General features: G+C 64.7%; 13 protein-coding genes. 9 read left to right on the top strand and 4 right to left on the bottom strand.

All coding sequences use genetic code 11. The annotated features are described in order from the left end of the window. Positions 1 to 9 precede the first annotated feature (9 nt). The 3 genes from boxB to AC1RKI_RS16175 form a co-directional block, all read right to left on the bottom strand. The gene (gene boxB, locus AC1RKI_RS16185) at positions 10 to 1,434 is read right to left on the bottom strand and encodes a benzoyl-CoA 2,3-epoxidase subunit BoxB (RefSeq protein WP_061957475.1); all 1,425 of its coding nucleotides are present in this window, start codon (positions 1,432 to 1,434) and stop codon (positions 10 to 12) included. 45 nt (positions 1,435 to 1,479) lie between these two features. Next, on the bottom strand, positions 1,480 to 3,153 hold the full coding sequence (boxC, locus tag AC1RKI_RS16180; RefSeq protein ID WP_492796271.1) for a 2,3-epoxybenzoyl-CoA dihydrolase: 1,674 nt from the start codon (positions 3,151 to 3,153) through the stop codon (positions 1,480 to 1,482). A gap of 168 nt (positions 3,154 to 3,321) precedes the next feature. Further along, entirely contained in the window at positions 3,322 to 4,284 is a 963-nt protein-coding gene (locus AC1RKI_RS16175) for a helix-turn-helix transcriptional regulator (protein WP_227459571.1), read from the bottom strand. 264 nt (positions 4,285 to 4,548) lie between these two features. On the opposite strand from AC1RKI_RS16175, the gene AC1RKI_RS16170 reads away from it, so the two are divergent. The 8 genes from AC1RKI_RS16170 (at position 4,549) to AC1RKI_RS16135 (ending at position 14,153) form a co-directional block, all read left to right on the top strand. Next, entirely contained in the window at positions 4,549 to 6,258 is a 1,710-nt protein-coding gene (locus AC1RKI_RS16170) for a benzoate-CoA ligase family protein (protein ID WP_492796272.1), read from the top strand. Between the two features lie 11 nt (positions 6,259 to 6,269). After that, the gene (locus AC1RKI_RS16165; protein WP_227460166.1) at positions 6,270 to 7,085 is read left to right on the top strand and encodes an alpha/beta fold hydrolase; all 816 of its coding nucleotides are present in this window, start codon (positions 6,270 to 6,272) and stop codon (positions 7,083 to 7,085) included. Between the two features lie 76 nt (positions 7,086 to 7,161). Further along, positions 7,162 to 8,385: an ABC transporter substrate-binding protein gene (locus AC1RKI_RS16160; protein WP_244787269.1), complete on the top strand. Its 1,224-nt coding sequence runs from the start codon at positions 7,162 to 7,164 to the stop codon at positions 8,383 to 8,385. A gap of 54 nt (positions 8,386 to 8,439) precedes the next feature. Then, entirely contained in the window at positions 8,440 to 9,306 is an 867-nt protein-coding gene (locus AC1RKI_RS16155) for a branched-chain amino acid ABC transporter permease (RefSeq protein ID WP_061957481.1), read from the top strand. Positions 9,307 to 9,321: 15 nt separating this feature from the next. Beyond that, positions 9,322 to 10,386, top strand: coding sequence for a branched-chain amino acid ABC transporter permease (locus tag AC1RKI_RS16150; RefSeq protein ID WP_061957482.1), 1,065 nt, complete (start codon positions 9,322 to 9,324; stop codon positions 10,384 to 10,386). 8 nt (positions 10,387 to 10,394) lie between these two features. Beyond that, positions 10,395 to 11,168 carry an ABC transporter ATP-binding protein gene (locus AC1RKI_RS16145; protein WP_227459568.1) on the top strand — a complete coding sequence of 258 codons (774 nt, stop codon included), beginning with the start codon at positions 10,395 to 10,397 and terminating at the stop codon, positions 11,166 to 11,168. Then, positions 11,165 to 11,878 (top strand): ABC transporter ATP-binding protein, encoded by a 714-nt coding sequence (locus tag AC1RKI_RS16140; RefSeq protein WP_492796275.1) that lies wholly within the window; start codon positions 11,165 to 11,167, stop codon positions 11,876 to 11,878. Before AC1RKI_RS16145 ends, AC1RKI_RS16140 begins: the two co-directional genes overlap by 4 nt. A gap of 376 nt (positions 11,879 to 12,254) precedes the next feature. After that, the gene (locus AC1RKI_RS16135; protein WP_061957485.1) at positions 12,255 to 14,153 is read left to right on the top strand and encodes a potassium transporter Kup; all 1,899 of its coding nucleotides are present in this window, start codon (positions 12,255 to 12,257) and stop codon (positions 14,151 to 14,153) included. 67 nt (positions 14,154 to 14,220) lie between these two features. Here the strand turns inward: AC1RKI_RS16135 and AC1RKI_RS16130 are convergent, their stop codons facing one another. After that, complete coding sequence (locus AC1RKI_RS16130) at positions 14,221 to 16,590, bottom strand: Tex family protein (protein ID WP_492796277.1); 2,370 nt, start codon at positions 16,588 to 16,590, stop codon at positions 14,221 to 14,223. A gap of 176 nt (positions 16,591 to 16,766) precedes the next feature. On the opposite strand from AC1RKI_RS16130, the gene AC1RKI_RS16125 reads away from it, so the two are divergent. After that, positions 16,767 to 17,537, top strand: a complete 771-nt coding sequence (locus AC1RKI_RS16125; RefSeq protein WP_227459565.1) for a hypothetical protein — start codon at positions 16,767 to 16,769, stop codon at positions 17,535 to 17,537. Positions 17,538 to 17,568: the final 31 nt, after the last annotated feature.

Below are 17,568 nucleotides of genomic sequence, written 5' to 3'. Positions count from 1 at the left end.
TCCGGCCATTCAGTTGAAACGCACGTATTCGAAATCCGCGGGCTGGCGATTGATGCCCACGGCCGGCGGGGCGATCCAGTTGGCATACTTGCCCGGTTCCACCACGCGCCCCATCAGCGAAGCCACGAACCTGCGGTCCTCGTCGGTGGCCAGCCATTTGTCCTGATTGGCGCGCCACTCGGCCTCGCCGATCACTTCGCCGGTGGGCGACACGTGCACATTGGCGAACGAGCCAATCTTGCGGTTGAATGCCTTGTGCGGCACGCTCAGGCGGAACGCAATGCCGGCTTTTTCTATCACCTTGTTCCAGCGCGCCACGCCGCCCACGGAGTCCTTGATGTAGTCGTCGCGCAGCACTTCGTTGAGCGCGTTGAGCATTGGCACTTCGCGTTCGCCGAGCTTGCCGTCTTTGACTTCCAGGATGCGGTACACGTCGTTCTTGAGCAGGTGATCGTCGGCGCGCTTGCCTTCCTCGAAACGGCCTTTGAGCCCCGCGCTGTAAAACGTCGCGGCGTTGGACGACTGGTCGGCGCCAAACAGGTCGATCGTCACGCTGTAGTGGAAGTTCAGGTAGCGCTGGATCGTTTCGAGGTCGATCACACCGGCCGCGCGGACATCGGCGGGGTCCTGGATGTCGCGTTCGCGCATCACCTCGCAGGTACGCTGGATGACGCGCGACACGCCCGATTCGCCAACGAACATGTGATGAGCTTCCTCGGTCAGCATGAAGCGCGTGGTGCGCGCCAGCGGATCGAAGCCCGATTCGGCCAGCGCGCACAACTGGAATTTTCCGTCGCGATCGGTGAAGTACGTGAACATGAAGAACGACAGCCAGTCCGGCGTGCGTTCGTTGAAAGCGCCCAGGATGCGGGGATTGTCCTCATCGCCGGAGCGCCGGCCCAGCAGCGCCTCGGCTTCCTCGCGGCCGTCGCGGCCGAAATGGCGATGCAGCAGGTACACCATCGCCCACAGATGGCGGCCTTCCTCGACGTTCACCTGGAACAGGTTGCGCAGGTCGTAGAGCGATGGCGCGGTGAGTCCAAGGTGCCGCTGCTGTTCCACCGACGCCGGCTCGGTATCGCCTTGCGTGACGATGATGCGGCGCAGGTTGGCGCGGTGTTCGCCCGGCACTTCCTGCCACGCAGCCTCGCCCTTGTGCTCGCCGAAATGGATCTTGCGATCGGCATCGGCCGGCTGCAAAAAAATGCCCCAGCGATAGTCGGGCATCTTCACATGATCGAAATGCGCCCAGCCCGATGGATCGACCGATACAGCGGTGCGCAGATACACGTCAAAATTGTGCGAGCCGTCCGGCCCCATGTCGCGCCACCAGTCCAGGAACGCGGGCTGCCAGTGTTCCAGCGCGCGCTGCAGCGCGCGATCCTCGGAAAGATTCACATTGTTGGGAATCTTCTGGCTGTAGTCGATACTCATCGTGGCGTCTCCGTTATCGTTTTTTCAGTGGATCGAGGGGCGTTGTCAGACGCGGTCCCAGTCGAAGCGCGCCTTGTTGCCGGTGCCGAACACCTTGAGCGCGCCATGCTCGCCGACCGCATTCGGGCGATTGAAAATCCAGTTCTGCCACGCGGTCAGCCGGCCGAAGATGCGCGTCTCCATGGTCTCGTGGCCGCCAAAGCGCAGATTCGCTTCCAGCCCGGTCAGCGCGTCCGGAGACAAGCTCGCGCGCTCCTCGATGGCGATGCGGATCTCGTCTTCCCAGTCGATATCGTCGGGCGCGGCGGTCACCAGTCCAAGCGCCTCCGCCGCGGCGCCATCGAGCGGCTTGCCCGCCTGCTCGCGTACCGCCTCGATTGCCTGCGCATCCTCGTAAAAGCGCGCGGCCAGCCGCGCCAGCCCGTTGGGCATTGGATAGCGGCCGAAGTTGGCGGAGCCCGCGCAAATGCGCGGGGCATCGTCGGGCGCATCGGGCAACTGCAGCATGTAGCTGCGATCGGCGGCCAGCGCCAGTTCGAGTAGCGTGCCGGCAAAGCACGACCGCTGTTCCACCAGCGCGAACAGGCTGCGCGACGACACATCGAGACGCGCCAGCGTGCGGCGCAGCATGCCGATGGTCTCCCGCACAAACCAGTGCCCGGCGTGGGCATCCATCAGCGCGTCGGCTGCCAGCACTTGTGTGGCGTCGCCTTCGGTCTTGAGGATCCACATGCCGATGTCGAGATGATTGGTGCGCAGCGTGAGGATGGCGTCATCGAGCTCGCGCGCCATCTTGAGCGGCCACCACTGCGCGCCGGCATCGACGATCGCGGCGAGATCCCGGGGCTGATCGCCGATCGGCGCAGCCACGGTGATGGTGGCGTGGCGCGCGTCGCGGTCGATCTCGACGCGCACGGTGTCATAGCGATACCCGAGCGCGTCGCTCTGGCGTGCCAGCGGCGTCAGCGTGATACCGCGTTCGCCGGCCGGGCGGTCGCTCTGCGCGGCCAACGCCTGCGCACGTTCGCGCACGTGTTCCGTAAAGCGCGCCGGTTTGACGACGTCGTCCACCAGACGCCAGTCCTTGGCGCGCTGGCCGCGCACGCCCTCCGTGGTGAGGCAGAAGATATCGGCGTGATCGCGACGAACGCGGCGCTTGTCGGTCACGCGCGTGAGCCCGCCGGTGCCGGGAAGCACGCCCAGCAAGGGCACTTCCGGCAGGCTGACCGCCGACGAGCGGTCGTCGATCAGGATGATCTCGTCGCATGCCAGCGCCAGTTCATAGCCGCCGCCAGCCGTCGTGCCGTTGCATGCGGCGATGAACTTGATGCCCGAATACCGGCTGGCATCCTCGATGCCGTTGCGCGTTTCGTTGGTGAATTTGCAGAAATTGACCTTCCACGCGTGGCTTGACTTGCCGAGCATGAAAATGTTCGCGCCTGAGCAGAAAATGCGCTCCTTCGTGCTGGTCAGCACGACCGTGCGCACTTCGGGATGCTCGAAGCGGATGCGCTGCAGTGCGTCGTGCAGTTCGATGTCGACACCGAGGTCGTAGGAATTGAGCTTCAGCGCGTAGCCCGGGCGCAGGCCGCCTTCTTCGTCCACGTTCATGGCCAGGGTGGCAATCGGGCCGTCGAACGTCAGCTGCCAGTGGCGATACTGCTCGGGATGGCGCTCGAACGTGACCGGGTCGTGCGCGGCGAGGTCCGTTGTCGACATGGGGGCTGTCTCCTTGATGCACTATAGTGCTTTATCGTTGAAGATGAAATATAGTGCATCGAAACGATGGACGCAAGGTCGACGCAAGGCCGGCGATGCGCGTTGATACGCATCGCTCACGTCATGGCAGGTTCAGTCGGAAAGCCCGCCCGACGGCGGGTCTAACGATCAGCTAGTCTTGGCGCGCAACTGGGTCTGTAGCGCGAGAAGCGACGACGCGGCGTCCTGGCCGCTGGTGTCGATCGCGATATCGGCGCGTGAATAGAGGGGCGAGCGCGCCTGGAGGATGCGGCGCAGGTCCGCCATGGCTTCGCGGTTGCCTTCCATGGGCCGCATGTCGCCCTGCGCCACCACGCGCGCCATGTGTTCTTCCGGCGTGGTTTTTACCCACACGGTGAAGCAGCGCGCCAGCAGCAGGTTGAATGTAGCCGGCTCCGACACCAGGCTGCCCGGCGTGGCCAGCACCATGGTCGTGTGTTCGCGCAGCACGCGCTCGAGCGCGCGGATCTCGTAGCGGCGGTAGGCTGCCTGGCCATACAGCGAATGGATCTCGGAAAGGCTTGCGCCGGCTTCCTGCTCGATTGCTGCATTGAGCTCGACGAACGGCACGCCTTCGGCGGCCGCCAGGGCGCGTCCCAGCGTCGATTTGCCGGCACCGCGCAGGCCGATCAGCGCGATACGGCGGTGTCGCGCGTCGCGCGATTCCGCCGGCGAAAGCGCCTGGCGCGCGGCCTCGCGTACGCGCGCCAGATCGTTGGCCGGCAACTGCGCCAGCCATTGCACCAGTTGCGAAAACTCGGCGGCGCGATGCGCGTTCTGCCCAGCCGGATCGGCGTGCCCGTCGACTTCGGCCAGCACCACTGGCAGCGGCACGTCGAGCGCGCCCGCCACCTGGCGCAACAGCAATACCGATGCATTGCCGGTGCCCGTTTCCAGATTGGCCAGATAGCGCTCGGACACCTCGGCGCCGCGCGCCAGATCCTTGCGCGACATGCCGCGCGCGGCCCGCAACGAGCGGATGCGTTCGCCAAGCTGCGTCAGATAAGGATCGCGCTCGCCGCTGGCGCGCGGATCAGCGCGATGCTCGGCGGGGCTGTCGGAAGTCAGGAGCGGCTGGGGATCGCGGCGCATGCGGAATAAGCCAGAAAAAAGGGCGGCGGGGCGGGATAGCGGGGACCGCGTCGCGCATTATACGTGCAGCAAATTTCCGGGCGGCGCGGCTTTCAGCTGTTCTATAGTGCATACCCTTGCTTGCATAATAGTCGATGTGAAATAAAATGCATCATCACGGCAGCGTAGCCCCTTGGCTGTCGGTACAAGAAGACAAAGTGCTGAAAGCCGTACCGTCGTGCGCTGCTCCCAGGCGACGCGTCGGACGGCTCGAGGAGTGGAGACATGACGCCCCCGATCACCAGTGCCGCGCCGGCAGCCAATCCGGCTGGGCACGCGCTTTCCGCTGTATCCGCCGTATCTTCAATACCCGCGCAGCCGCCGCATTCGTCCGCGCCGGACGTGCACGCAGTAACGGTCTTGCCCGCGCGTTACAACGCTGCCGCCGATCTGCTCGGGCGCAATCTGGACGCTGGGCGCGGCGCGCGTATTGCCTATATCGACGATACGGAACGCCTCAGTTATGTGGAGCTGGACGCGCGCTGCCGCCGTTTTGCGGCCGCGCTGAGTCGGGCTGGTTTTCGGCGCGAAGAGCGCGTGCTGCTGTGCGCGCTCGACACCATCGACTTTCCGATAGTCTTTCTCGGCTGCCTGCTGGCCGGCGTGGTGCCGATTGCTGTCAACACGCTGCTGACCGTCGAGGATTATGCGTACATGCTCGAACATAGCGGCGCGCGAGCAGTGGTGGTGTCCACGCCATTGTTGCCGGCCATGCGTGCTGCGATCGACAAGTCCGGAATGCAGCCCGAGGTCATCGTCGCCGCGCCGTACGCCGGGGGCGTCGATGACGGCGCGGGCGTCGCGCAGTCTGTGTCGCGTATGGTGGCCGACAACGCGCCTGCATCGGACGTCGCCAGCACCGGACCCGACGACATGGCGTTCTGGCTGTATTCATCGGGATCGACCGGCCGGCCCAAAGGCACCGTGCATACGCACGGCAACCTGTTTCATACCGCGGATCTCTATGCGCGCCGGGTGCTTGGCATTCGCGAGGACGACGTGGTGTTTTCCGCGGCCAAGTTGTTCTTTGCCTACGGGCTGGGCAATGCGCTGACGTTTCCGCTTTCGGTTGGCGCGACCACCGTGCTGATGGCGGAGCGGCCGACGCCGCAGGCCGTGTTCCAGCGGCTGGTCGCGCATCGGCCCACGGTGTTCTGCGGCGTGCCCACGCTGTTTGCCGGCATGCTGGCCGCCGTCGATCTGCCGTCTCGCGACAGCGTGGCGCTGCGCGTCTGCACATCGGCAGGCGAGGCGTTGCCGCGCGATATCGGCGACCGGTTTTTGGCGCATTTCGGCTGCGACATTCTCGACGGCATCGGCTCCACGGAAATGCTGCATATCTTTCTATCGAACCGCCCTGGCGAGGTGCGCTACGGCACCACGGGCAAGCCGGTGCCGGGCTACCAGCTCAAGCTGCTCGACGAGCAGGGCGAACCATGCGCGCCTGGCGAAATCGGCGATCTATATATCAAGGGACCGTCCGCGGCGCTGATGTACTGGGGCAATCGCGACAAGAGCCGCGATACCTTTGTCGGTGAGTGGACGCGCAGCGGCGACAAATACGTGTGCGACGCCGACGGCTATTTCACCTACGCGGGTCGCAGCGACGACATGCTCAAGGTCGGTGGCATCTATGTGTCGCCGTTCGAGGTCGAGGCCGTGCTTGCCCAACATCCAGCGGTGCTGGAAGCTGCGGTAATCGGCGTGGCCGATGCCGACGATTTGATCAAGCCGAAAGCGTTCGTGGTGATGAAGCCGGGTCAGACGTGGCACGACGGCATGGCCGCTGAACTGCAGGCGTTTGTGAAAAGCCGGCTCGCACCGTACAAGTACCCGCGCCAGATCGAATGCGTGGAAGAATTGCCCAAGACCGCAACCGGCAAGATCCAGCGCTTCCGGCTGCGCCAGCGCGAGGAAGCCGCGCGCCTTTCATGAGCGACGCAATCATGGGCAGCGACATCGTTCGCATTCCGTTCGACGGCCGGCAGATCGACATCGAATACCAGTGGCTGCGTGAGACGCGGATGCAGCGGCCGCTGGTGGTGTTCCTGCATGAAGGCCTCGGGTCCATCAGCATGTGGCGCGACTTCCCGCAGCAGATTTGCGATGCCGGTGATTTTCGCGGACTGGTGATCTCGCGCTATGGCTATGGCCGGTCCACCCCGCGGCCGCACGACGAGAAATGGGGCGTCGATTTCATGCACCGGCAGGCGCGCGAGATGCTGCCAGCCCTGTTCGATGCGCTCGACATCGGCGTGGGGCGGCGCCACGGCAAGCCCTGGCTGCTGGGCCACAGCGATGGCGGGTCGATCGCACTGATCTACGGCGCCAGCTTTCCAGACGCCGTGGACGGGCTCACCGTGCTGGCGCCGCATATCTTCGTCGAGGACCTGTCGGTGCGCAGTATCGCAATCACGCGCGACACCTATCTGCACACCGACTTGCGCGCGCGGCTGGCGCGTCATCATCAGGACGTCGATTCGGCATTCTGGGGCTGGAACGATATCTGGCTCGATCCGGCGTTTCGGCGCTTCGATCTGCGGCCGCTGCTGGCCGATATCCGTTGCCCGGTACTGGCGGTGCAGGGCGAGGACGACGAGTACGGCACGATGGCCCAGATCGAGGGTATCCATCGATATGCCCCGCAGACCGTGCTGCTTAAACTCGCGCGCTGTGGGCATTCGCCACACCGCGACCAGGCGGGCGCATTGACGGCGGCGAGCGTGGCGTTTATAACCACACATACTTCAATCCTAAAATAATTCGCGCCGATGGCCGGTTCCGCTTGGAATCGATGCCGTACGGGGCCGACGGCTGTAGACCACCAGGAGGAAATCCATGCATCGCAATGCATTGCGCAGGCTGCTGCACGCGCGTCGTATGACGGTTTCGCTGGGCGCCGCCGCGCTCATGGCCGCCGGCACTGCCGCCATGGCACAAACCGCGGCTCCGGTCGCACCGGCCGCATCCGGCGGCAAGCTCAAGGTCGGCTTCATGCTGCCGTACACCGGCACGTATGCGGCGTTGGGCACGGCGATCGAGAACGGCTTCCGCATGTATGTCGGCCAGCAGGGCGGCAAGCTGGGCGGGCGCGATGTCGAGTATTTCAAGGTCGATGACGAATCGGATCCGGCCAAGGCGCCCGAGAATGCCACCAAGCTGATCCGGCGCGACCAGGTCGACGTGGTGGTCGGCACCGTCCATTCGGGCGTGCAGATGGGCATCGTCAAGGTGGCCAAGGAAAACAACACGCTGCTGATCATTCCGAACGCCGGCGTCGACGAAGCCACCGGCCCGCTGTGCGGCGCGAACATCTTCCGCTCGTCGTTTTCGAACTGGCAGCCGGGCTACGCCATGGGCCACGTACTGGCCGAACGGGGCATGAAGAAGGTGGTGACGCTCACCTGGAAGTACGCGGCTGGCGAACAGTCGGTCAAGGGGTTCAAGGAAGCGTTCGAATCCAAGGGCGGCAAGGTGATCAAGGAATTGAGCCTGCCATTCCCGAACGTCGAATTCCAGGCGCTGATCACCGAGGTGGCGTCGCTGAAGCCGGACGCGGTGTTCGTGTTCTTCGCGGGCGGCGGCGCGGTCAAGTTCGTCAAGGATTGGCAGGCGGCCGGCCTGAAGGACAAGATTCCGCTATATGGATCGGGCTTCCTGACCGACGGCACGCTCGAAGCGCAGGGCGCCGCGGCGCAGGGGCTGGAAACCACGCTGCACTACGCGGACGGCCTGACCAACGCGCGCGACAAGACGTTCCGCCTGGACTACGCCAAGACCTACAAGCTGCAACCGGACGTCTACGCGGTACAGGGTTACGACGCCGCGCAACTGCTGGCCGCGGGCGCCAATGCGGTCAAGGGCGACATGACGCGCAAGGCCGAGGTCATCAAGGCGATGGAGGCGGCCAGGGTGGACAGCCCGCGCGGCGCATTCACGCTGTCCCGCGCGCACAACCCGGTGCAGGATTTCTATCTGCGCAAGGTCGATGGCCGCGAGAACAAGCTCAGCAGCGTGGCCGTCAAGTCGCTGGCCGATCCGGCGCGCGGCTGCCGGCTGTAACGGGGCCGCGATGACATATTTCTTCGGCAAGAGGCTTCGGCAACAGGCATCGCGATGGACATCGTCTCATTCCTGATCCAGTGCCTGAACAGCGTCCAGTACGGCTTGCTGCTGTTCCTGGTGGCCAGTGGGCTGACGCTGATCTTCGGCATCATGGGCGTGATCAATCTCGCCCATGGCAGCTTCTACATGCTGGGCGCCTACCTGGCGTTCACGCTGGCCAGCCTGACCGGCAACCTGTTCATTGCGCTGCCGCTGGGCGTAGTGCTGGCCATCGTGTTCGGCTACGTTCTGGAATGGGCGTTTTTCAGCTACCTGTACCAGCGCGACCATCTGCAACAAGTGCTGATGACCTATGGCCTGATCCTTGTCTTCGAGGAATTGCGCAGCATTCTGGTCGGTGATGATGTGCACGGTGTGCCGGTGCCGGCGTTGCTCGACGGTGCGCTGCCGATCGGCAACGACATGACCTATCCGGTCTACCGCTTGTTCATTTCCGCTGTGTGCCTGCTGGTGGCCGGGGCCATGTACTACGTCATCCGCCGCACCCGCATGGGCATGATGATTCGCGCCGGCGCCACCAATCGCGAGATGGTGCAGTCGCTCGGCATCAACGTGACCATGCTGTATCGCTTCGTGTTCGCACTCGGGGTGGCGCTGGCCGTGCTGGCGGGGATGATCGCCTCGCCGGTGTCGTCGGTGTATCCGGGCATGGGCGGGCAGGTGCTGATCATCTGCTTCGTGGTGGTCGTGATTGGCGGTATCGGATCGGTCAAGGGCGCGCTCGTGGCGTCGCTGCTGATCGGCTTTGTCGATACATTCGGCAAGGTCTTCTGGCAGGACGGGGCGGGCGTGCTCGTGTATCTGCTGATGGCCATGATCCTGTTGTGGAAGCCGCAAGGGCTGTTCCGCGCGGGCTGAGTTGGAAAACCTCACATGCAAACGGATTTTTCGACGCCTTCGCCACAGCCCGTGCGACGGCCCGCGTGGCTTGCGGCCATGGGCTGGATGCTGGCCCTGGCGCTGCTGTGCGCCGTGCCCGCGCTGCTGACCGCCGACAGCGACAAGTACTACATCGAGCTGCTCAGCAAAGTCATGATCATGGCGATCTTTGCGCTGTCGTTGCAGTTGCTGATCGGTTATACAGGCCTGGTCAGCCTGGGGCACGCGGCGTATTTTGCGATGGCCGCCTACGCCACGGCGCTGCTTGCGCCCCAGAGCGGCGCGGGCAACGGCTGGCTGCTGATGCTCGGCGCGGTGGGCGCAGCCGGTGCGCTGGCGCTGGTGGTCGGGGCGTTGGTACTGCGCACGCGCGGCGTCTACTTCATCATGGTCACGCTGGCGTTTGCGCAGATGGTCTATTTCGTGTTCCACGACACCAAGATCGCGGGCGGCAGCGACGGCACCTATATCTATTTCCGGCCCGAATTCGGGCTGTTTTCGGCGCGTCCGCTGACCGTCAACGAGCCGGTGCAGTTCTATTGGCTGGTGCTGGCGGCGCTGGTGCTGACGGTGGGGCTGCTGGCGTTGATCCTGCGCTCGCGCTTCGGCCACGCGCTGGTGGGCATTCGCCATAACGAGCAGCGCATGCGGGCGGCCGGCTACGCCACGTATCGCTATCAACTGGGCGCCTTTGTAGTGGGCGGCATGCTGGCCGGGCTGGCCGGCTATCTCTATGCCATCCAGTTCGGCTTCGTGAATCCGGAGATCGCCTCGTGGCATCAGTCCGGCAACGCGATGTTGATGGTCATCCTGGGCGGTGTCGGCAGCCTGGCGGGGGCGGTGCTCGGGGCCTTCTCGTTCGTGCTGTTGGCCGAATGGTCGGCAGCGCTGACCAAGCATTGGCAATTGCTGATGGGCGCCTTCATCATCGCCGCCGTAGCGCTGCTGCCGCGCGGGCTGGTCAGCGTGCCGGCCGTGGTGCGGCAGCGTGCGCCTCGCCGCGTGCGCCGCGGCCCGGATACTGCCGAGTCCAATGCCCGCAGCCGGGAGGCGATATGAGTCCAGGCATGTCCGCGCCAGTCATGGAAGCGCATATGCTGTCGCGCCGTTTTGGCGGACTGACGGCGGTGAACCAGGTCGATCTGTCATTGCACCTGAACGAGATCCACGCCGTGATCGGCACCAATGGCGCAGGCAAATCGACGCTGATCAACATGCTGTCGGGCGAATTGCCGCCGACGGAAGGGCGCCTGCAACTGCAGGGGCAGGACGTCACCGGCTGGCCGCAGCCGAAGCTGGCGCGACACGGCGTGGGCCGCAGCTATCAACGCAACAACATCTTCCTGCCGCTGACCGTGCGCGAGAACTGTCGTCTGGCGGCGCAATCGCGCGCCCAGCGCGCCTGGCGTTTCTGGGAGCCCGCGCAGGCCTGCCGCACCAGCCGCGGCCTTGCCGACGACGCGCTCGAGCGGGCCGGGCTGGCCGCGCACGCGGAACGCTTGGCCAGCGAACTCGCCCACGGCCAGAAGCGGCAACTGGAGGTGGCGATGTGTCTGGCCACGGAGCCCGTGGCGTTGCTGCTGGACGAGCCGCTGGCCGGGATGGGTGCGGAGGAGTCGTCGCGCATGCTGGAACTGCTACGCGGTTTGCGCGAAGGACATGCCATCCTGCTCGTCGAGCATGATATGGAAGCCGTGTTCGCCGTGGCCGACCGCATCACCGTGATGGTCAACGGCACCGTGATCGCGTCGGGCGATCCCGCCAGCATCCGCGCCAACCGCGACGTGCAGCTGGCCTATCTTGGCGAAGAAGGCGACACGCATGGGGAGCCGCGCGCATGAGCGACGCCATCATCGACGCCACCGCCATCCACGCCTGGTACGGATCGAGCCATGTTTTGCGCGGCGTGGACTTCCGCGTGGGCGCGGGCGAAACAGTGGGGCTGCTGGGCCGCAATGGCATGGGCAAGAGCACGCTGTTGCGCACGCTGCTGGGACAAGTGCGCGAACGTGACGGTCGGATCCACGTGGCCGGGCGCGACATGTCGCGCGCGCGGCCGCATGAAGTGGCGCGGCTTGGCGTCGCCTACGTGCCGGAAGGACGCGGCATCTTTCCGAACCTGAGCGTGCGCGAAAACCTGCTGATGGCGGCGCGGCCCGGCATTGGCGGGCGCAAGGACTGGGACGAAGCGCGGGTGCTGGACCTGTTTCCGCGCCTTCGGGAGCGGCTGTCGCATGGCGGGCAGCAGTTGTCGGGCGGCGAACAGCAGATGCTGTCGATCGGCCGCGCGCTGATGACCAATCCGGACTGCCTGATCCTTGATGAGGCCACCGAAGGGCTGGCGCCGAAGATCGTGCACGAGATCTGGAGCGTGATCGCCAGGATCCGCGCCACCGGCATCGCCTCGATCGTGGTGGATCGCAATTACCGCGCGGTGCTGGCGCATGCCGAGCGCGTGGTGGTGCTGGAGAAGGGCGCGGTCGTGATGGCGGCGCCCGCCGTGGAACTTGCCGCTGCACCCGCCGCGCTGGATCGCTATCTCGGCGTGTAAGCGGTCCTGTCACAGAAAGTGGTGTATCGTCAACCCGTGTCGCAACCTCGCAACGCTGCGGACCGTTGGGAATCCCACGCCGACGAGCCGTTTCAACCTTGACCCGGCCGCGCTTCTTTCCGATGCTTGATCGGTCGCGTTACGCTTACGGGCGTTTCCATAGTGGTCGCCGCACGACACTTCATCTAGAATGCGCGCGTTTGTGCAACGCAATAGAAGCAGAGAAGGCCAACACGCCCCATCCGGGACCGGAACCGTTTGCGTGAGAGAAACTGTGCCTGATGAATCACTTCAACTGCATATCTGGCCGGGCGTTCTGCCGGCGCGGTTGAACCCAGGCATGGGAGGCGCAAGCTGGTCCAGCTGACCCAAATCCATGACTCCATCCACAACCAGCCACTACTACGTCGATAGCCCGAGCACTCGTGCGCTCGTGATCGGCGCGATCGGTGTCGTCTTCGGCGATATCGGCACCAGCCCCCTGTATGCCCTCAAGGAATGCTTCAGCAAGGACCACGGCATTCCGTTCAGCGCCGAGGCCGTGCTTGGCATCATCTCGCTGCTGTTCTGGGCCATGATCATCGTGGTCTCGATCAAGTACGTATTGTTTGTGATGCGCGCCGACAACGACGGCGAAGGCGGCGTGCTGGCGCTGATGGCGCTGGCGTTACGCACCGCCGCGCCGCGCTCGCGCATGGCCAAGGTGATCATGATGTCGGCCATCTTCGGCGCCTGCATGTTCTATGGCGATGCGGTGATCACGCCGGCCATTTCCGTGCTGTCGGCCGTGGAAGGCCTGGAAATCGCCGCGCCGGGTTTATCGCATTTCGTCCTGCCGATCACGGTGTCGATCCTGTGCGTGTTGTTCCTGATCCAGCGCCACGGCACCAGCGCCGTCGGCAAGCTGTTCGGGCCAATCATGGTCGCGTGGTTCCTGGCGCTGGGCGGGCTGGGCATTTTCAACCTGATGCAGTCGCCGGAAATCCTCAAGGCGATCAATCCCTGGTACGGCATTTCGTTCCTGATCGACCATTCGCTGCAGGCGTTTATCGTGCTGGGCAGCGTCTTTCTGGTGCTGACCGGCGCCGAAGCGCTCTATATCGACATGGGCCACTTTGGCGCCAAGCCGATCCGTTACGGCTGGTTCATGATGGTCATGCCGTGCCTGATGCTCAATTATTTTGGCCAGGGCGCGATGCTTTTGGGCAACCCCTCGTCGATCGAGAATCCGTTCTTCCTGATGGTGCCGGAACTGCTGCAGTTGCCGATGGTGCTGCTGGCCACCGCGGCCACGGTGATCGCGTCGCAGGCGGTGATTTCGGGCGCGTTCTCGCTCACCAGCCAGGCCATCCAGTTGGGCTTCCTGCCGCGCATGCGCATCCAGTACACCTCGGCAGCCGAAATCGGCCAGATCTACATGCCGGTGATCAACTGGGTGCTGCTGCTGCTGGTGATCTGCGTGGTGTTGTCGTTCAAGAAATCCGAGAATCTGGCCGCGGCCTACGGCATCGCCGTGACCACCACGATGCTGATCACCACGTTCCTGGCCGTCATCGTCATGCGCCGGTTCTGGAAATGGAATCGCGTGCTGGTGACCGTGCTAGGCATGGTGTTCCTGATCGTCGATTTGTCATTCTTCGCGGCCAACCTGCTCAAGGTGGCCGAAGGCGGCTGGTTCCCGCTGCTGATGGGTTCGCTGGCGTTCTTCCTGCTGATGACGTGGCATAGCGGCCGTAAGCTGCTGCGCGCGCGCAGCCTCGAAGACGGCATTCCGCTGGAGCCGTTCATCGCCGGCCTGCTGGCCCATCCGCCGCACCGCGTGGAAGGCACGGCCGTGTTTTTGACGGGCAGCACGGAATCGGTGCCCGTATCGCTGCTGCACAACCTGAAGCACAACCGCGTGTTGCACGAGCGCGTGGTGTTCCTGTGTTTTGTTACGCGCGATATCCCGTACGTGGACGACGACCATCGCCTGACCTGCAAGGACCTGGGCGGCGGCGTGTTCATCCTCAAGTCCGAATACGGCTTCAAGGAAACCCCCGACGTGCAGCGCGTGCTGGACCTCGCTCAGCGCAAGCTGGACATGCATTTCGAGCTGATGGAGACCTCGTTCTTCATCGCGCGCGAATCGGTCATTCCGTCCAAGCTGCCCGGCATGTCGATGTGGCGCGAAAGCCTGTTTGCGTGGATGCATCAGAACGGCGCCAAGCCGTCCGATTTCTTCTCTATTCCGGCCAATCGCGTAGTGGAGCTCGGGACGAAGGTCGAAATCTGAGCGCCGACGCCGCATGAAAAAAACGCCCGCAAGGGCGTTTTTTCGTTAGGCGAGGGCAGCGGCGGAACTAGCGCTTGAGCTTGGCGAATGCCGCGGCCATGGCGCCTTGCGTTTCCACTTCGCGGCGATTGCCACCGCCCCGGTTGGCCCCGGATCCGCCCCCGTTGCGCTGGCCGGGACGGTCCGCGGTGCGGTCGCCGCCGCCAACGCGCGCAGCGGTCTGGCCCGGCTCGTCGTCCAGGCGCATCGTCAGGCCGATACGGTTGCGCTTGACGTCGACCTCCATCACCTTGACTTTGACGATCTGGCCGGCCTTGACCACCTCATGCGCATCCTTGACGAACTTGGTGGACAGCGCCGAGATATGGACCAGACCGTCCTGATGCACGCCGATATCGACGAACGCGCCAAAGGCCGCCACGTTCGTGACGACGCCTTCGAGAATCATGCCCGGCTGCAGGTCCTTGACGTCTTCCACGCCGTCCTGGAACGTCGCGGTCTTGAACTCGGGGCGCGGGTCGCGGCCCGGTTTTTCGAGTTCGGCAAGGATGTCACGCACCGTCGGCAGGCCGAACTTGTCGTCTGCGAACTGTTGCGCCGAGATGCCGCGCAGGGCTTCGCGGTTGCCCATCACATCGGGCAGGCCGCGCTTGATATGTTCGAGGATGCGCTGCACCACCGGATAGGCCTCCGGGTGGACCGACGAACGATCGAGAGGATTATCGCCATCGTTGATGCGCAGGAAGCCGGCGGCCTGTTCGAACGTCTTGTCGCCCAGGCGCGGCACTTTCTTGAGCGCGTCGCGATTGACGAACGCGCCGTTGGCGTCGCGGAATTCGACGATGTTGCGCGCCAGCACCGAGTTCAGGCCGGACACGCGCGCCAGCAGCGGCGCCGACGCCGTATTCACGTCCACGCCAACCGCGTTCACGCAGTCTTCCACCACGGCGTCCAGCGCACGCGCCAGCTCGCGCTGGTTCACGTCGTGCTGATACTGGCCCACGCCGATCGATTTGGGATCGATCTTGACCAGTTCGGCCAGCGGATCCTGCAGGCGTCGTGCGATCGACACCGCGCCGCGCAGGGAAACGTCGAGATCGGGGAATTCCTTGGCCGCCAGCTCGGAGGCCGAATACACCGACGCACCGGCCTCGCTCACGACGATCTTGGTCAGCTTGAGCTCCGGCGCGCCCTTCATCAGGTCCTGCACGAGCTTGTCTGTCTCGCGGCTGGCGGTGCCGTTGCCGATCGAGCACAGCGCCACGTTGTGCTGCTTGGCCAGGCGAGCCAGCGTGGCCAGCGAGCCTGCCCAGTCGCGGCGCGGTTCATGCGGATAGATCGTGGCGGTCTCGAGCAGCTTGCCCGTGGCGTCGACCACAGCGACCTTGCAACCGGTACGGATGCCCGGATCGATGCCCATCACGGCCTTCGGACCGGCCGGCGCGGCCAGCAGCAGTTCGTGCAGATTGCGTCCGAACACCTTGATTGCCTCGGCCTCGGCCGATTCACGCAGTTGCGTGAGCAATTCGGTTTCCAGGTGCGGCTGCACCTTGACGCGCCAGCACCAGCGGCACACGTCGGACAGCCATTTGTCGGCCGGACGGTTCTGGTTCTGAATGCCGACGTGGCGCGCGATCATGCCTTCGCACGGATGCGGCACCATTGCGTCCTGCTCTTCGCCCAGGCCCAGCTTGACCATCAGCACGCCTGCATTGCGGCCGCGGAACAGCGCCAGCGCGCGGTGCGATGGCACGGTGCGAATCGTTTCGCTGTACTGGTAGTAGTCGCGGAACTTTTCTTCCTCGGCGGATTCCTTGCCCTCCATGACAGAGGACGACACCACGCCGTTGTTCCACAGGTGTTCGCGCAGCTTGCCCAGCAGTTCGGCTGTTTCACCAAATTGCTCGGAAAGAATGTCGCGCGCGCCGTCGAGCGCGGCCTTCACGTCGGGCACGCCGCCATCGGCGGTCGGGTTGCCGTTGACGTACTTGGCGGCCTCGGCCTGCGGGTCGAGCGTCGGGTCGGCCAGCAACGCCTGGGCCAGCGGTTCCAGCCCGCACTCGCGCGCGATCTGGGCGCGCGTGCGGCGGCGCGGCTTGTAGGGCAGGTACAGGTCTTCGAGCGTCTGCTTGGTGTCGGCCGCTTCGATGGCCGCGCGCAGTTCGTCGGTGAGCTTGCCTTGTTCTTCGATCGACGCCACGATGGTGGCGCGCCGATCTTCCATGTCTCGCAGGTATAGCAGCCGCTCTTCGAGCGTACGCAACTGCGTATCGTCGAGGTTGCCCGTCACTTCCTTGCGGTAGCGGGCGATGAACGGCACCGTGGCGCCTTCGTCCAGCAGGTTGACGGCAGCCGCCACCTGGCGAGGTTGCACAGTCAGTTCGGCCGCGATCAGCGACACAATCTTTTGCAGCACGGAAGCAGGCAGATTGGACATCGAGAAAACGAGTCAGTCGAAAGCGGGGCATTGTGCCACAAGCGGGATGGGGTTCCGGTGACGGAAAGGCAGCTTTTCCACCGCCTTTTCGCAGCGCGCGGGCGTGGCGCCACGTGGACACATATTGCAACTTTCGTGTCGGCGTCCGAGGTGGCCCCGGATGCTAGAATCCGGGCATGATCGTCAAGCCCCATTCGGCCGCCATGGCTGCCCCGGTTACCGTAACGCTTTCCTCCCTCGTGCTGGCGACGATGCTGCTGGCGGTTGCGCCGCGCATCGCGCACGCACAGGCATCCGCACCCGGATCGCAGCCGTCCGCGTCAGCGATTCCAGCCGATCCTGGCCAGCCCCGCGATTTCGAGGCCGAACGCAAGGCCATCAGCGATTCCCGCGCCTGGACCAACTATCGTTTTTCCGTGGCTGAGCGCGCGTGCTACAGCAAGTTCCTGGTCAATCATTGCATCGAGAAGGCCAAGGACGCGCAGCGCGAAGAACTGCATGTGCTGCGCGCGAAGGATCTGGAAATCGGCGATGCCGAGCGTGCCTACAAGGCCGCCAAGCGCGATCGCGAACAGGCCATTCGCCGCGCCGAATACGAGGCCGGCCAGCCGGGCCGGGCCGCCAACGAGCAGGCGAGCCGCGAAGCCTTCGACCGCAAGCAGCAGGAACAGGCGTTACGCGATGCGCAGGCCAACGCGCAGGCGCCACAACGCGCTGCCAACGCCGAGGCCTATCAGAAGAAGCAGGACGACTTCAATGCGCGCATGAACGAGGCCCAGCAGAAGGGGGCCGAGCAGGCGCGCCAGCGGCAGGAAAATGCCAAGGCGTACCAGCAGAAGCAGGCCGATGCCGTGCAACGCCAGAAGGATCTGGACGAGCGCCGTGCCCGCGCTGCGGAAAAGCAGAAAGAGGGCCAGGGTTCGACGCCGAGTCCGTTTGGATTCTGAGTCGACCACCAGGTCAGGCGCGGCCCTATCG

The organism is Cupriavidus sp. GW822-FHT06G04, assembly GCF_058799075.1.
This window is presented reverse-complemented; position numbering and strand designations above follow the sequence as displayed.

Excerpts from the sequence above, each read along its gene's own strand:
- AC1RKI_RS16150 (WP_061957482.1), top strand. The coding sequence starts at position 9,322 with ATGCAAACGGATTTTTCGACGCCTTCGCCACAGCCCGTGCGACGGCCC.
- AC1RKI_RS16135 (WP_061957485.1), top strand. The coding sequence starts at position 12,255 with ATGACTCCATCCACAACCAGCCACTACTACGTCGATAGCCCGAGCACT.
- boxC (WP_492796271.1), bottom strand. The coding sequence starts at position 3,153 with ATGTCGACAACGGACCTCGCCGCGCACGACCCGGTCACGTTCGAGCGC.
- AC1RKI_RS16160 (WP_244787269.1), top strand. The coding sequence starts at position 7,162 with ATGCATCGCAATGCATTGCGCAGGCTGCTGCACGCGCGTCGTATGACG.
- AC1RKI_RS16140 (WP_492796275.1), top strand. The coding sequence starts at position 11,165 with ATGAGCGACGCCATCATCGACGCCACCGCCATCCACGCCTGGTACGGA.
- AC1RKI_RS16165 (WP_227460166.1), top strand. The coding sequence starts at position 6,270 with ATGGGCAGCGACATCGTTCGCATTCCGTTCGACGGCCGGCAGATCGAC.
- AC1RKI_RS16175 (WP_227459571.1), bottom strand. The coding sequence starts at position 4,284 with ATGCGCCGCGATCCCCAGCCGCTCCTGACTTCCGACAGCCCCGCCGAG.
- AC1RKI_RS16125 (WP_227459565.1), top strand. The coding sequence starts at position 16,767 with ATGATCGTCAAGCCCCATTCGGCCGCCATGGCTGCCCCGGTTACCGTA.
- AC1RKI_RS16155 (WP_061957481.1), top strand. The coding sequence starts at position 8,440 with ATGGACATCGTCTCATTCCTGATCCAGTGCCTGAACAGCGTCCAGTAC.
- boxB (WP_061957475.1), bottom strand. The coding sequence starts at position 1,434 with ATGAGTATCGACTACAGCCAGAAGATTCCCAACAATGTGAATCTTTCC.
- AC1RKI_RS16130 (WP_492796277.1), bottom strand. The coding sequence starts at position 16,590 with ATGTCCAATCTGCCTGCTTCCGTGCTGCAAAAGATTGTGTCGCTGATC.
- AC1RKI_RS16170 (WP_492796272.1), top strand. The coding sequence starts at position 4,549 with ATGACGCCCCCGATCACCAGTGCCGCGCCGGCAGCCAATCCGGCTGGG.
- AC1RKI_RS16145 (WP_227459568.1), top strand. The coding sequence starts at position 10,395 with ATGTCCGCGCCAGTCATGGAAGCGCATATGCTGTCGCGCCGTTTTGGC.